Origin of the sequence: Paenibacillus sp. PAMC 26794, assembly GCF_000316035.1 — a bacterium.
Classification (GTDB): Bacteria; Bacillota; Bacilli; order Paenibacillales; family Paenibacillaceae; genus Paenibacillus.
In genome coordinates, this window is the sequence record NZ_ANHX01000076.1 from 93,885 (window position 1) to 109,809 (window position 15,925).

General features: G+C 45.0%; 12 protein-coding genes. 8 read left to right on the forward strand and 4 right to left on the reverse strand.

Going from position 1 to position 15,925, the window contains the following annotated elements:
- The first annotated feature begins 19 nt into the window (after positions 1–19).
- The 5 genes from srtB (at position 20) to D829_RS0124145 (ending at position 4,103) form a co-directional block, all read left to right on the forward strand.
- Positions 20–796, forward strand: a complete 777-nt coding sequence (srtB, locus tag D829_RS0124115) for a class B sortase (RefSeq protein WP_017691478.1) — start codon at positions 20–22, stop codon at positions 794–796.
- Positions 797–1,253: 457 nt separating this feature from the next.
- On the forward strand, positions 1,254–1,799 hold the full coding sequence (locus tag D829_RS0124125) for a 50S ribosomal protein L25 (protein ID WP_017691480.1): 546 nt from the start codon (positions 1,254–1,256) through the stop codon (positions 1,797–1,799).
- 248 nt (positions 1,800–2,047) lie between these two features.
- Positions 2,048–2,482 carry a hypothetical protein gene (locus D829_RS0124130; RefSeq protein WP_241230810.1) on the forward strand — a complete coding sequence of 145 codons (435 nt, stop codon included), beginning with the start codon at positions 2,048–2,050 and terminating at the stop codon, positions 2,480–2,482.
- 12 nt (positions 2,483–2,494) lie between these two features.
- Entirely contained in the window at positions 2,495–2,698 is a 204-nt protein-coding gene (locus D829_RS0124135; RefSeq protein WP_017691482.1) for a hypothetical protein, read from the forward strand.
- Between the two features lie 286 nt (positions 2,699–2,984).
- A complete protein-coding gene (locus D829_RS0124145) occupies positions 2,985–4,103 on the forward strand; it encodes a GNAT family N-acetyltransferase (RefSeq protein WP_017691484.1) in 1,119 nt (372 codons plus the stop codon).
- 230 nt (positions 4,104–4,333) lie between these two features.
- Here the strand turns inward: D829_RS0124145 and D829_RS32640 are convergent, their stop codons facing one another.
- Positions 4,334–6,043: a right-handed parallel beta-helix repeat-containing protein gene (locus tag D829_RS32640; RefSeq protein ID WP_017691485.1), complete on the reverse strand. Its 1,710-nt coding sequence runs from the start codon at positions 6,041–6,043 to the stop codon at positions 4,334–4,336.
- 328 nt (positions 6,044–6,371) lie between these two features.
- Here D829_RS32640 and D829_RS0124155 point away from each other — a divergent pair, with 328 nt between their 5' ends.
- From D829_RS0124155 to D829_RS0124165, 3 genes are all read left to right on the forward strand, one after another.
- Positions 6,372–7,469 (forward strand): bifunctional glycosyltransferase family 2/GtrA family protein, encoded by a 1,098-nt coding sequence (locus D829_RS0124155; protein WP_017691486.1) that lies wholly within the window; start codon positions 6,372–6,374, stop codon positions 7,467–7,469.
- Entirely contained in the window at positions 7,469–9,763 is a 2,295-nt protein-coding gene (locus D829_RS0124160; RefSeq protein WP_017691487.1) for a glycosyltransferase family 2 protein, read from the forward strand. The genes D829_RS0124155 and D829_RS0124160 overlap by 1 nt, the downstream gene beginning before the upstream one ends.
- Before the next feature lie 119 nt (positions 9,764–9,882).
- A complete protein-coding gene (locus tag D829_RS0124165; protein WP_206537066.1) occupies positions 9,883–11,628 on the forward strand; it encodes a hypothetical protein in 1,746 nt (581 codons plus the stop codon).
- 85 nt (positions 11,629–11,713) lie between these two features.
- Here the strand turns inward: D829_RS0124165 and D829_RS0124170 are convergent, their stop codons facing one another.
- The 3 genes from D829_RS0124170 to D829_RS0124180 all read right to left on the reverse strand — a co-directional run bounded on the left by D829_RS0124170 (position 11,714) and on the right by D829_RS0124180 (position 15,492).
- Complete coding sequence (locus tag D829_RS0124170) at positions 11,714–12,553, reverse strand: hypothetical protein (protein ID WP_017691489.1); 840 nt, start codon at positions 12,551–12,553, stop codon at positions 11,714–11,716.
- Between the two features lie 149 nt (positions 12,554–12,702).
- Entirely contained in the window at positions 12,703–14,166 is a 1,464-nt protein-coding gene (locus D829_RS0124175; RefSeq protein ID WP_017691490.1) for a hypothetical protein, read from the reverse strand.
- Between the two features lie 234 nt (positions 14,167–14,400).
- Positions 14,401–15,492, reverse strand: a complete 1,092-nt coding sequence (locus tag D829_RS0124180) for a GntR family transcriptional regulator (RefSeq protein ID WP_026081384.1) — start codon at positions 15,490–15,492, stop codon at positions 14,401–14,403.
- Positions 15,493–15,925 lie beyond the last annotated feature (433 nt).

The following is a 15,925-nucleotide window of genomic DNA, read 5'->3' on the forward strand; positions in this document are numbered from 1 at the left end:
CTGGAAAGGCGGTAAGAGCATGAGCAAAACAAAAAAAATTCTTATCGCCGTTTCTTTCCTTGTGTTGGTCTTTTCTCTCGTCAATATGACGAGGATTTTTCTGAGAGATTATGCCGAGCAGCAGAAAATCTCAGAGTTGACCAAGGTTTGGAGGGATAGTTCGGGTAAAGGCGGAGGGGATACATTCCCCTCACTTTTGTTTAATAAGGCGAATGAGCCGGTCATACTTCCTGAATTCCGAGAGCTTTACGAGAGGAATCCGGACATTGTTGGATGGCTCAAGATTGATGGCACTCGAATTGAGTACCCCGTTATGCAGAATCCCCAGGATGCAGAGTACTATCTCGATCATGATTTTGATAAAAAAGAAAACCATGGTGGCCTCCCTTTTTTGGATAAGCATAGTCAGACCCACAGTTCGGACATTTTGCTGATTCATGGACATCACATGAAAAGCGGCTGGATGTTTAAAGATTTAATGAAGTACAAGAACAAAAGCTTTTATCAAGAACATGCTACGTTCCAGTTTAGTACGCTTTACGAAAAGGAAGAGTATGAGATTGTTGCCGTTATTCTGTCAAAAGTTTATCGCAAATCGGACGACGTGTTTAAATACTACCAGATTGAGAATGTAAGTACGCCCGTCGAGTTCGATTCATATGTTCAGAATATCAAAAAACTCTCTCTTTATGACACAGGTGTAACAGCACAGTATGGTGACAAGCTTATTGTGCTGTCCACATGCGAGTATTCGACCGAAAACGGTAGGCTGGCGGTGGTGACCCGAAAGCGTTAATTGACGATGCTGAAACACAAAATCAATCTGCTTTATTTCGCGTTCTCTACTTAGAGGACGCGATTTTTCTTGTCCCCGAAATAAGGTGCTCATGGACATGTGGCTTGAGGAATTGCGCAGATCGATAAATTCTGACGAATCCAACGAGTATCGAGGATGTATACATTTGAGATGAGGACATGAAGGCCTGTTGCAGTCGTCAAAATGGGATATGGCGGGTTAAATCGACAAATCTATGTTTCTATGATAGGGTTGAAGCATCCCATAGGCATTCTACTCTTCGGAGTAGAGTGCCTTCATGTATATTATGGGAGCTTACATTAAATGTATTTTAAAATCAATTGGATCGTATATGGAGGTGGTGATGCTATGTTTCTCTCTTTAGCCCCATTAGGGGATGGTTGGATGGTTATAAAAAATGTGAAAATATTGTTTAATAAAGAGGAGCGAACATAGCATGACTACTAGTTTTCAGGCGGAGACCCGCATTCCATTAAATACATCCCGACTTCGGGATCTACGTAAATCCGGGCGTTTGCCAGGTATTGTTTTTGGCAGAAATACGGAGAATGAGATGATTCATATTCCAACAATAGAATTTCATAAATGGTTGAAGCAAGGAGCGTCTGGTTTTATTGAATTGCAGTTTGAAGAGAAAGGCTCATTGACCGTATTATTAGAAGACCTTCAACGGGATTCGGTTACACGAGATTTGATTCATGTGGATTTTCAACAGGTGCAGACCAATGAGATTATGCGCACTAAAATTCCTGTCAAGTTCAATGGCACACCGATTGGCACAAAACAGGGCGGAGTCGTGCAAGTTCAATTAGCTTCCATTGAAGTGGAGGCATTGCCGAGACACTTGCCAACGTCGATTGAATTTGACATTAGTGCTATGGAACTTGGAGAAACGTTACATGTAAGTGATGCTACGTTTGCACCAGATGTGACGGTTATCTCTGAGGGGAATGAGTCTCTTCTCTCTGTAGTTAAACCTTAACAATTCCAAATTCGCAAAGCTGAATAAGTCAAAATTAACCGTACGGGTGATCATCCGTACGGTTAATTTGTGCTGATTACGAGATGTTGGCGTGCTCCCATCCTCACAAGGCGGGTAGTCTGGAATTCACCCCACGTATGTCTTTTGCTCGCGTACAGGCGCAATGATCCTGATATTTGGCTACCCTTTCAAAGTTCATTCGCAAAATTCAGGTGTACGAGGCGTATCAGACGTTCTATCAGTATTATGTGGCAGGAGAAAAGAGAGATGACGTCTATCCCTTCTTTGTATACTCCATTTCTATTGTTTCAGATCAAGAAAGTTCAGGATTTTTTGTGAAAAATGAAGGTGTTTCTTATCCATATCACGGACAGTGGGCAGAGGATGAACTGTCCTGTATCTTGATTTCATTTCCAAAAGGTTTTCAAGTTAATTCGGAAGATGAAAAAGGAAAGTACTATATTTATGAGGATATCCGGGGCCATAAGCCGCTGACCTATGCGTTTTTCGATGAAATAAGAGACTCTATCAAAAAAATGACTAAACCGCTTCGCTTCTCAGCCCATGATGCCAATGCGATGAAGGAACAGAAACCCTCTGTGCGTATAAGCCATGATGCAATGCACGACTTGAGCCAATCGTGGATATTCGATAAATATGGACTTGTAATTCATGGCAAATAGGAGGGGGCCGAAATGATGTTCGCCCTAAAGATGATCTGTACCTGGGTACTGCTCGCTGCCTCATGTTCCGCAGTATGGTGGAGCTTCAGAACAGAAAAGCTTATAACCATCTCATGGCTGGCGTTTCTGCTACCGGCTGTCTTCCAGCTAGCGACCGCCTTCCGAATCGGTCCAAGCCAAGCAAAGTCACTCATTGGTTCGGCTGCATCAATCTAGTGTCCGCTGCCCTTGTGGGTGCGGGTGTCTGGTATCTAGTCCAAATAGCCAATTCATATCGAAGGGGCAAATGATCAACGAATGGAAAGGGGAACTCTAATCATGAAGCCAATGCAAGAAATAGAGACACTGGCCATAGAGATCGCCGCTGCCGCCAGAACGTCTTTGTGCGCTCTTTTTGAAAAAGCGGAGTAGATCATGGTGTTGGGAAGGATACTGAGTATACTTCTAGAATTAATGTTTTGGAAGGCAGTTTATCAATTTTGATGTTGAAAGGGTATGGCAAATGACTGAATACAGAATGGCAACTCCAGATGAGCGTGAAGAATGTATCGATTTAGCCAACTATGCTTTTCACTTGGATTTTGAAACCCTGATACCCAAAGGGTATGGGAAGAACGTAGATTCCTCTGCCATGCATAAGGTTGCTGTGGATGAGAAAGGCAGGCTGCGCGCGCAGGTAGCTGTTTTTCCAGAGCCTCTGACGGTATGTGGCTATACCCTGCGAACCGGCTATTTGGGTACTGTATCGGTCCATCCACGGGCTCGTGGTGAAGGACATATGAAGGTGCTCATGGACATGTGGCTTGAGGAATTACGCAATACTTGTGATATGGTTGTATTATACGGTCAGCGGCAGAGATATGAGTATTTTGGCTTCACGCTTGGCGGTGTAAAGCTCAAGTATTTCGTAGGAGAGGCCAATGTGCGCCATGGCTTAAAACATGTGAACGACACAGGAATATCCTTCAGGCCGTTCTTCGAGATTGAAGGAGCAGAGTCCTTTGCACATAACATCAACACCTCGCGGCTTGCTTATGTTGAACGTACAGTGCAGCAATTGCCGCTTATTTTCGGCAGCCTCCATCAAAAAGCGCTGGGCGTTCTGGATCAAGGTAAACTGATCGGTTATCTAATTGTAAACGAAACAGGCGATGAAATATCTGAATTTGCGTTGGAACATGCGGCAGATATTTCGCGGACGATTAAGGCTTATATGGTGCATAGCAGAACGGATCGTATATCTATATATACGCCCGAATATGACATTCCACTGAATAGGACGCTTGGTAACATTGCGGAAGACTATTTAATTGAAACATCGGATATGTATCATATTCTGGACTTTGCCAATGTATTGGAGGCATATCTGACACTCAAATTCAAGACCACAGGGATAGTAGAGGGAGAATTCTCCGCAGTCATGGACGGTCAGCCGATTACTGCGCGAGTGGATGCGAGTGGGGTGACTGTGGATCGGTCTGCTAAGCCTGATGCAGTTGTCCTTGATAAGCAGCAAGCTCAGGCGCTTCTACTTACACAACATGGCCGTTATATGGCAGTTGCTGCGCCCGTGGGATGGTTTCCGCTACCTATATTCTGGTATAAGGTTGATAAATTCTGATAATTCCAACGAAACACGATAACTTCAAAGAAGATAATAAACCAAGTCCGAGGCAAAATTTAATGAGATGCCTAGATTGATATAAAATCAAAAAACAGCCTTTGGAATAACTCCAGAGGCTGTTTAATATTTGTATGGCTATTTTATCTGCCAAATAGAGCAACACGAGACCAGACTGGAATTTCATACAATGTACTTTAAAGCCCGAGAACGATTCCCTTAAGCTCATGTTAAGTACTTGCGGTATAAACATCTGCAACAAAGGATAACCCGGCAGGGTTGGGATAGGACATGTATTGAAGATAGTTTACAACTGTAAAGGAAACGATCACTTTATATTCGCCAGCAGGGATCGGCCCAGTGGGGATAGAATAAAAGCGTATATTTTGCCAATTGAAGGGGAAATCGAGAACGACAGGTGTGGGGTCCATGCTTCCATCTAATAGTAAGACACCTAATGGTGGTGTCGATATAATGGTATTCGTTGTTGCGTCCACCAGATCGATCTGTGCCTCCATGGCATTATCGGCGAATGCCGTTAAATTAATTAAGACCTCCCCTGCGGCAGCTAGCGTAAAGGAATCTGTGGCTGCGGCAAAGCCAAACACTTGTCCCGGAGCTGTCGTTGCATCCCATACTATAACTGGATTGGGAACGCCTCCGAATACAGGGTTATTGTCATTATTAAATTCCGTTAAGATGCTCCAAAGCGAAAATTGGGGCACCTCTACAGCCAGCGTACCGATTCCCAAATTAGCAGCGGCTACGGCTGTATCACGGTCTGCCGCTACATATACATTCGTTGCACTGCTGCTTAGTCTCTGGACAGGGGTGATAAGTGAAGTTGGGACAAACGGGTTTTCAACAAGAAATGGAATATACAGAGTTACCAAGTCTGGATCGATGATTGCTTGACCCGTACCTGGTCCCCCACCGTTGACGTTGGGTCCACTCGGATCGCCCCACCAGTTATTCGTGGCATCGAGATTCAAATTCGGTGCTGTATTATTGTAACTTCCTGTAGCTACAGTTAAGCCAGCCACCGTATTCCCTACGATACTGTTATGTTTGGCACGGATATTAGAATTGAGGACAGCGGTAAAATCCAGTTGAACGTTAATTGCGTTGCCCGTATTAAATTGCAAGATATTGTTCAAGATCGTAATTCGGTCATTTCCACCCGATAAAAAAATGCCGTCAGACGTATTGTTACTAATCGTATTATTTAGAATACTGATGTTTTGACAAGTAAGCATAAAAATCCCGCCATCCGTAATAATCTCATTGTTAGAAATGATAACATTCTCGAAGGCCGTAGTTTCACCACCTAATAAGGTCATCGTCCCCTGATTATTAGTAAATTTATTATTGTCGATGAGAGCATTGGAAAATCCTTGATCGGAGTAAATACCGTTTCCTCCCCCGGGTCCTGCCTGATTGTTGTTGTTAATAAGATTTTGTTGCACCAAGCATTCGATGGAACCGTTCGAGTTTAAGTATAAGCCGATGGTATTGTTCTGAATGATGTTATTGAGGAACCAGAACCCCGACTGGGCTCCATTGGCGTTGATTCCGGTACCTAACGTATTGTTTTGTATTGTGAACCCGTCGATGACCACACTACTGCTGTCAATGCTGGAAATAAGGAAGAAAATGCCTGAATCTGTACTGCTTTGTACCACAGATTCTTCTGCAGGATTACCTGAGCGGGTACGCGCGTCAACCCCATATTGAGCACCATGCAGTTGAAGTGGCTTATCGATATCAACGGATTCATTATAGACTCCAGCCGCTACCTGTACGGTTCCTTGGGGAGCTACTGCGGCTACGCCTTCTGTAATTGTACCGAATGCATTAGTTCCAATGATCATTCCCGGACCTACCACGGTCCCAACCGGCAGTCCGATCCATGCGCTATTAACAAAAACCTCCTGAGGCATTCCTGTGCACTCCTCTCATGACTACCGTTTTGTATAAAATTGATCTGAAATACAGATTGAATAGATGAAAATTCAAAATACCAGTTTATTCATTTTATGAAAAGATAAATGAAAGAATGCATCATATTTATGGCCATAACAACGAACGGACAGCAACATCCTGTAGTCCTATTCCTAGTATTTTTCGCCTATACAATAACACGAATGTGTATACAACTTTTTTACCAAAAGATATACAAGTTGTTCATTTACTGTATAACAATTCGGTGTTATACTCACAATATTCAAAAAGAATTTGTGAAAATATGTCGAATTGAGGCTTAATCGGATGATTATAGATAAAACTGAAGACAGCAAAACGATCATCCTTATTCCATCGCTTGAGCCAGATGAGAGACTTCTAGCCTATGTAAGGCAATTGCGAGAATATGGCTTGACCAATATTGTCATTGTAGACGACGGATCTGGTGAGGCGTATCAGTCGATTTTCGAGGAGCTTCGTGAGAATGGTTGTGCTCTGCTAACACATGCGGAGAATCAGGGGAAGGGTGCGGCACTCAAGACCGGATTTCAGTATATTGGTCAGCAATATGATGCATCTTCCTTCGTTGTAACCGCTGATTCAGACGGACAACACGCAGCTGAGGATGTATACCGCATAGCCCAAGAAGCAAGGATTTATCCGGACTCATTGGTGCTCGGGGTAAGGAACTTCAGCGAGGGGAATATACCCCCAAAGTCCCTGTTAGGCAATCGGATGACCTCCTTTATTTTTGCCATGCTCTATGGTAAAAAACTGTCAGATACCCAGACTGGGCTTCGTGCCTTCGGTCCAGGGTTACTTTCGTTTATGCAGGATGTTCGCGGCACTCGATTTGAATATGAGCTGCAGATGCTTATTTCGTGCATTCAGTCTGGCATACCGATTCATACCATGCCGATTCAAGTCATTTATGAGAATGGCAATGCAGGCACTCATTTTAAAGCGATCCAGGATAGTGCTCGGGTCATGGGGGTGTTGTTCTCCAATTTCCTGCGGTTCATTTCATCATCGGTGGCCAGTTCTGTTGTGGATTTGGGCATCGCCTGGTTTTTGATCGACGCATTGCGGCCCATGTTGGGTGAGCAGCACTATTTAAGAATTCTGCTCGCAACCGTAATTGCGAGAGTGATTTCCATTGTGGTCAACTATGTACTGAACAGACATTTTGTATTCCGCAAGGAGGATAGCCAGGGCAGTCTATGGCGCTATCTGACGTTATGCGGAGTGGTGATCTTGCTTTCCAGTACCGGCGTATATATGTTCCATACCATTCTCTTCGTAGATGAGAAATTGGCGAAATTCGTCTGTGATGCCTTGCTGTTCCTGCTCAGTTTCCAATTGCAGCGAAGATGGGTATTTGCAGCAAGGAGGAAGCAGCTGTAGTGCAAAACGAAAAAAGGCAGAATATCTTTTTTATCATCACGATGATCCTGATGTCGATTTATTTGGTATGGCGTATGTTCTTTACGTTGCCATGGGGTGAAGGCATGCTGAACGTCATTTTCGGTATGCTGCTGATTGTGGCTGAAACGGTCACCGTACTGACAACCTTTGAATTATTCTTTCAAAAGATGCAAAAAGAACGTACACAGCTCGACTTTCCAATCGTTCCGCCGGAGTATTATCCGGATGTGGATGTATTTATCGCTACGCATAACGAACCTGTCGATCTGTTATATAAAACCGTTAATGCCTGTATGTTCATGGATTACCCGGACAAGCAGAAGGTTCATATTTATCTCTGTGACGATGGAGCAAGACCCGAGGTGGAGGAGCTTGCCAGACAATTTGGTGTGGGATATCTGGGGTTCCCCGGAAACAAGGATGCCAAGTCTGGTAATCTGAACAATGCACTGAGCAAAAGCTCTTCTCCGCTCATTGCAACGTTTGATGCGGATATGATTCCGCAGCATACCTTTTTGATGAAAACGGTCCCTTATTTCCTGCTCTCCACGTTTATTAAGGAGAATGAGGAATGGCGTCTTCGCCGCGAGGATGAGATGGACCCTAATAAGTTCAAGCTTGGGCTGGTACAGACCCCGCAGAGTTTCTACAATCCGGATCTATTCCAGTTTAACCTGTATGCAGAGCAAGGCATTCCGAATGAACAGGATTTTTTCTCCAGAGAAGTGAACATCCTGCGTAATGCCTCCAATGCGGTGGCCTATACAGGAAGTAATACGGTCATTTCCAGGCAAGGAATGGAAGACATCGGAGGTTTTCCGCTGAATACCATCACCGAGGACTTTGAGACAAGCATCCGCTTGCAGCAGGAAGGTTACATTACCTATGCGACTCAAGAGGTTCAAGCTGCCGGGCAGACGACAACAACAGTCAAGAGCATGATTAAACAGCGGATTCGCTGGGCAAGGGGTATCCTTCAGAGCCTGCAGAATACGCGTGCACCCATATCTGGAAAGCTCCCTTTCTGGACGAGAGTGACCTACTTAAGCAGTTTCTTATACTGGTGGTCCTTCTTTAACCGGTTGATTTTCATTTTGGCACCTATTTTATTTGCGTTATTCGACTTCCAGATTGTGAATACAACCTTCTGGCAAATCCTAATATTCTGGCTTCCATCTTATTTCTTCTACAGTGTATCGATGCGATATCTATCCAGTAATATTCGGAATCAGCGATGGAGTCAGGTTATCGATACCATATTTATGCCTTACTTGATCTGGCCGGTTCTCTTGGAGACGCTGGGTATTCGTGAGAAAAAATTCAAGGTTACCAACAAAAGCAGAGCAAGCGGTCGACAATGGATGTCTGCTCTGTTATATGCACTTCCGCATATCTTCTTGCTGTTGCTTTCCATTGCAGCCGTGATTCGGTATGTCAATGGCAAGTACGGCATTGCGCTGTTCTTCAGCAGTATCATTATTTTCTGGCTGATTCATAACATGATCGCGCTGTGCTACGCCCTGTTCTTCATGATCGGCCGCCGTGCGTATCGGGAGACAGAACGGATTCGGGCGCAGGAGGATGTCACGATCTACGACCAAGCTAACAATCTGCGATATCAGGCCAAAACGGTTGATGTATCCGAACAAGGTATTGCCTTCTATGTCCCTTATCCCATTTACTTGGCTGAACAGAAGATCATCTCTCTGGTTGTCAAAACCGACCGGTATGAGGCCAATCTCGATGCAGTCATCGTGTATGTGAAACAGGATGGAGAGGGCTGGCGTTACTCCGCAACGGTCCAGCCGATTGATGAGAATGATAACCGCCAATACATGCAAATCATCTATGACCGTAAACACTCATTGCCAGAGCAGATGAATCTGTGGGATACGGCTTATGACGATATGTTACGTAATGTGAAAAAACGGATTGTTCAACCTAGATCGGATCAGCGAAAAATGCCGAGGCTTTCCCTTCAACTTCCAATTCATTTCACCAATGATGCTAGCTGTACGCTGCGCAGCTTCAATTATCGTTTCTTCTCCGCGACGGGTTTCCGTGGTGATATTGCGGCAGGAGCGGTCGTTACTTTTTATACGAAGAGTAATATTGAAGTCATTTTGCAACATACGGGAAAAAAGACAGCCCGTGAGCGCGAAGTGCTTCTCTCGGTGGAGAATATCGATGATATTGTGGAGAAGGGCCTGATCGACCAATTGCTGAATGATTTGACTCAGCCACATTCCGATCGTTCCACCAGAGAGGGTTAGGAGAGATAGAGATGCTCATTGTGCTTCATTTTGTGATGGGAGTTTTATTGATATTCTCCTTTCTTGGTTATATGCAGTTTGTACGGAAGGCACTTTCACTACGTTGGGAGTTCATCCCCTTGTTTGTGTTTTCCTCGATTGCCTGCCTTGTTTTTCTGAGTGGTTTGGCAGGGCAGCTCTTTACGGGCAGCCTTGTCATCCTGATTGCAGGTTTGCTTTTGTATGGGGCGATGTTGTTTCTCAGGCTGCGCCGAGGGGCATCATTGCGTATGTCCTTTTCCATATTCCAATTTTCATTCCTGGCAGGGACTTTTGTTTTCTTGCTGGTGCTCTTTCAGAACCAATTAACACATTACGATAATTTCTCCCATTGGGCTATCGTATTGAAGCAGATGCTGAGTACAGATGCCTTTCCGACGCCAGACTCCAACCTGATTGATTTTAAAAACTATCCGCTGGGGACTTCGTCATTTATTTATTATGTCTGTCGCTTCATGGGGCATTCCCAGTCCGTAATGCTTTTGGCACAAGGTTTGCTTATCTTTTCCTGTTTTTATGCCATGTTCGGCATTGTTTCGGAGAAGAAACGCTTTCTTCTGTACGCTTTTCTCGGACTCGGGTTATCTACGCTTTCTTTTTTCAATCTTACGATTCGAATCACCAATCTGCTCGTGGATTTCTTACTTCCGATCTACGCGCTCGCAATCCTGGCGGTGATCTACCAATATCGTAATGAGATCAAAAAGGCATGTATTGTTGTTCTTCCGCTTGCGGGATTGCTGACCATCATCAAAAGCACAGGGATTATTTTCGCCGCGATCGGCCTGATCTTCCTGGTGTATACATGGTTAAAACATAAGCAAAAGTTCAATTGGAAAACAGCGCTCGCTGTAGTGGGTACGATCTGCGGTGCGCTAATTCCCTACTTCGGCTGGAGCTGGCGAATGGCGACGGTGTTCCAAGGCATTGATAACAAGTTCGATGTGGCTACTTCGGGGATTCAGGCCGGCAAAACGCCGGAGCAAATGCAGGAGATTCTGTGGACTTTCCTGAAGGCCAGTACGGATCTGACGACACGACCCGTGATCGGGATTGTTATTTTCCAGCTTATCGCAATCGCAGCTTCTGTATTTGCCATCGTTGTGCTTAAGAAGAAGTGGAACTTGTGGAAAGCATTAATTGCTTTGGACGTTGTTCTGTTACTGTACTATGCGGGTATTCTGGCGTTGTATCTCTTCTCCATGCCGTTGGATGAAGCAATTGTCCTGGCTGGATTTGAGCGTTATGCGTCCAGTATCGTGGTGCTGTTCGCCGGTGGGCTGGTGTTGTGCGCTGCGATCGACCTGGAGCGATCATTCCACTATCGGATTGGTGAAGTACCTGATTATCAGTCCTTTAAGACGGTTGAGACGAAGGGGCATTATCAAAAAGGTATTATCGGCTGTATGGCGGTTGCGGCCACCATCCTTTTGTCCGAATACAATGGTATCGTGTCTATCGCCCAAAGCTATGATACAACGCTCCCTTACAAGATTCATGCGGTTACTGGTGATCGGTGGTACTCAGGTGGGCAAGAGGATAATAACAGATATCTCTTCTACGCCTCAGACAGGGACCAACAGGTCACGAACTATTACATGCAATATGTAGGGAAGTATTTCTTGTATGCTCCTCATGTGGACGGAATCGTGTTGTTCTATGAGGACAATATGGACAACCTTCTGAGCGGCTACGATTATCTAGTGGTCGTCGAGACCGATCTCAACGCCAAGTGGTTGCTGAAAAAGCATTATGGCATCGACATGCAAGAAGGTATCTACAAAATCACCCGTTCCGGGGATCAGATCGTTCTTACACTGACCTGAAGGAAGGCATAGCAAAGGCTCCGCTCATCGATTGGTGAGAGGAGCCTTTGCTATGTTACACAACGACCGTATGAGGTATCAAATGTTATTGCAGCTTTCTCATAAATGCCTCGATATTGTCTGTGAGCAGCTTCGTGTTTGCCAATCCTGTATGGGTGATTATGTCCTTGATTTCGTTGACAAACGAAGTCAAACTGGTCGTAGAGGCCTTCTCGAATCTGTTCTGGGCGGGCAGGTTGCCGACCGACTTGGCTTCGTCCTCTCTGTATGCCTTCAACCAATCCTGATTTGTCGATACTTTCTTTGCGAAGCTTTGCAGAATGCTGTTCCAGTCTCCCCCGTTTGCAATCGCATCTTGCAGCTTACCTGACGTTTGGGGCTCGAATTTTTGCATCATATAATTCAGGTCGATATAATCATCTGGCGCCCCAACGGGCCTTTGCGGTGGTGTGGCATACTGGATTAGCTTCGTATCCGGGTCTACCGTTCTGGTCGTGGAGATGGCCCCGATCTGGCGGATGGTATTCATGAATTCTGCAGCTTGGTCGCCCTTCAGATGATTGTCCGCAATGTACTTCGCTTGAGTGAGGCCCAGCTCCAATAATGCTGCTCGGTCTTCTTCTCCGGTTAAATCCGTAATGAAATTGGATTGAATGATGCCGTAAACCGCTTCCTTCACCTCAGAGGACTGATCCTTGAGCAGGCGTTCCAGCGACTCGTTGATCTGTACGGTTCCGAAGTAGGTAGCCGATTGGTTCACAATATCGGATGAGGCAAGCTGCCTGGAGGCTGAACTGATCTCCACTGTGTCGGTGTTATGTGAGAGTTCGGGTATTGTGCCTGTGACCAAAGATGGTTGAACCACGCGTTGTTTTGAATGGATGTAGGCATTGAAGTCAAACTGGGTCGAGCTTTGAACCTTCATAATTAAAAACACCCCTATTCGTTTGTGATGTATTCCAATAATTCACTTCTCTACATACTATCGGAATATTATTCCATTTCTTTAATATGATTGGACAAAAAAAGCAATGGGCGTTTGAATAAACGACCCATTGCTTGGTTTCCATTCGATCAGCCGCCGTAAATACTGTAGGCAAAGTGATACACAATATCCGTATCATTTGCACTCGGACGACTCGTTACCCTTGCCAGCACACCACAAATATCATAATAGTGCGTGAAGCCTATGGCTCCAGGCAAGTATTGACTGATGCTCCCGGTGGAAGGAGGCAGGGATAACGTAGCGGTGAACTGACCGCTGCTGTTGGTCATAACCTTGGCACTCCGGTAGCGGTTGTTGCTGCCTTCGGACCAATAATCATTCTCCCAAATGACCTCGACCTCCGCATTAGCTACGGCATAGTTATCTGATGTCGCCGCAACGCCGGTCACGGTAAAGCTTGTTCCTGTAATGCGGTAGTAGCGTCCATAGGCGTAAGTGGGGTAATCATTCGAACCGCCATTGGAATTGTAGCCTGTGATTACCACTTTATCCGCTCTCAACACAGGTTGGAGATGTAGTGAATAGTTGTTATCTGAATAGGTGCTGGTTGTATACACTCGCAAATAATACGTGCCTGTGCCTAATGATACGTTGCCAGTGGTGGAAGGTATCAAGGCCATCCGGTTGTTGCTTAATGCGCCGTACAATTCGGCCTTGTACCCATTGCCTGCAGAGGCTTGGTCTAGATTGATATGCATAGCGTCATAGTTTCTGCTTTCGGGAACCGTAATTTTGTACCAATCCTGATCGATCTCCGAATTGACCGAGCGGCTTGCAAGTGTAGAGCCACCGACTGCAACGGTGAAAGGGTAGGCGCGAAGCGCATTCTCATCTGTCTCGTAGGTATCGTACGTTGAACTTGTGGAGACGGTTAGCGTGAACGGTTCGCTGATACTGCCTCCGACTTTGCCATAGGCCTCAATAAAGTAGGCTTTGGCGCCGGAGGTGCTGTTCTTCGTGCCCACATTTTCGGATAAGGTTCCGGACCCATTAGCGTAATTATTCAAATAAGTTCCATATATTGAATAATCAATCGGAGTTGGATTCAAGTCACCGGTGGCCATATCGAATTCATACAGATAAAGATCGTAATCGAGTTGCGCCGATGCTGGATTATCCATTTGTACTTGCAGTATGTGCCCTGACTGTACATAAATCGGGTATAAATAGGTGGACGTACCTTCCTGTTCAATGTAGCCCGTATATGTAGTAGTCTCCGCTGCGGCTGTTGCGTTCACCGATTGTGGAGCCGATAGCAGTCCTTGTTGTTTATGCATCTCAGAGGTTGTGGAAGCCGATTTCAAGTTGGCGGGCAATTTGACCTGATGTTCCTTTAATTTGGAAGTATCCAAATCAGTGGTGGCCTGTGTAAGCTCAGATATAATCTCCCCACTTGGCTGCACGACCTGTTCTGAGGCAAGCGCATCAGGTGGCCCTCCTGTTTCAACGTCATTGTTAGCCGATGCGTGAAGACCAAAGGCAAAGCTAAAAATCAGATTCATGACGATAACAATTGAGAGTGTCTTCTTCAAGATGATAAACTCCTCTCTACTTATAATTTTTTGATACAATTCTATAATATACCAGTTCAAGTGGTTTGTTAAGTGATTAAATTCCTTGTTTTAAACAATATATGCATACTATTTCTGTTGTTTGCTGATCTGCCATGTATCACTCAACGACCAAATAAGCGGCAATGAAAACAAAGGATTTTTGTTTTCATTGCCGCTTTTCGATTGTGCCCAAAGGATAGAGAGGGTAGTGTATTATTCCACTACGATCTCCTTCACCGTCTCTCCCTCAACCAGTACCGGCTGATAGTAGGTGTTTGTTGGCAGATCCTTTTTGCCTTGCAGATTCTTGATCACCCAGTCGGCAGCATCACGGCCCATTTGCTCTTGGGGATGGGTTAGCGTTGTTAGCCTGATGTTGGCGTTCTTGGCGATGTACGAATTGTCCTGTCCAATGATGGATAACTCATCCGGGATCGAGATGCCCAGTTGCCTGCAGGCGTGCACGACCTCCAGTCCCACCTCATCGTTATAACAGACGATCGCGGTGAGCGAATCTCTGTTTTCGTCCAGATACGTGGCTACACTAGAAGATAACTCTGGTTTCGATGCGGTATCAAAGGAAAGCACTTGCTCAGGATGGAACCGTAACTTCGCTTCACCCAGCGCTTTGATGTATCCCTTCATCCGGTACTTGCCTTGTAGATCATCCATCTTCGCAATTATGCCGATCTGGGTATGGCCTTTCGCAATCAATTCCCGTGTAGCAAGATAACTGGATTGCACGTCATCCAGACAGAAGAACGGAACCTCCAGCTCCTCATAGAACGCATTAATCATCGTAAACGGCACATCCTGCTCTTTGAAGGACAGGTAGTACGCAATATTGGGATTGTACAGATTACTTTTGGTTGGTTCGACGATCAGGCCATCCACGCCGTAGGAGAGCATCATTTCTAGGGCTTTTTTCTCCTGTGCTACATCATTATTAGTACTGGCCAGCAGTAACGAGTAGTTGTCCTCATTCAGACGACTCTCAATACCGCGGATGATGGACGGAAAGATGTAATCCGAGATGTATGTCGTGATCACACCGATCGTTTTCTTCGATGTGTTGCCGCCTGATCGAGAGCGATACTGATTGCTAACGTAGGTCCCTGACCCCTTTTCGCTTCGTAAAAACCCTTCGTTTGATAACTCCAAAATAGCCTTCCGCACGGTCTGGCGACTTACGGTGTAGCTTTCCTGTAATGCCAACTCGGTGGGGATCTGTTCGCCTATGCTATATGTCCCCGAGAGGATATGACTCTTTATATCATCAATGATGACCTGGTATTTTGGCTTCACGTAGTCCACTTCTTTCATCGTTACTCATCTATATTAACGTTGTTGTTCAAATAGTTGTACGTACATATTTTAGCATGATTCAGATAGGATGAAAATAAAACCGAACATTTTTCAAAATAAACCGTACATATCCAGCCTTTTTGGATGGAGGTGTACCTTACAGCATAGCCATTTAATAGCCATACAAGACCTTTGAATGGTTAAATAGACCACAATATGTGTCCTTTGTAAGTATAACTATTATATATTATTGACAAATGTACGTACAAAAAATATACTAAGGCTGTCAGAAAAGGAAAGCGCATTCTTTGAAAACACAGACTTTTTGAACCACCTCTTATACAAAATTCATTATTAGCTATTGTCATAAGTAGAAGCTTCACCTTATATATGCATCCTTTGGGATGTGAAATCGCGACCGGAGAGGGGATAC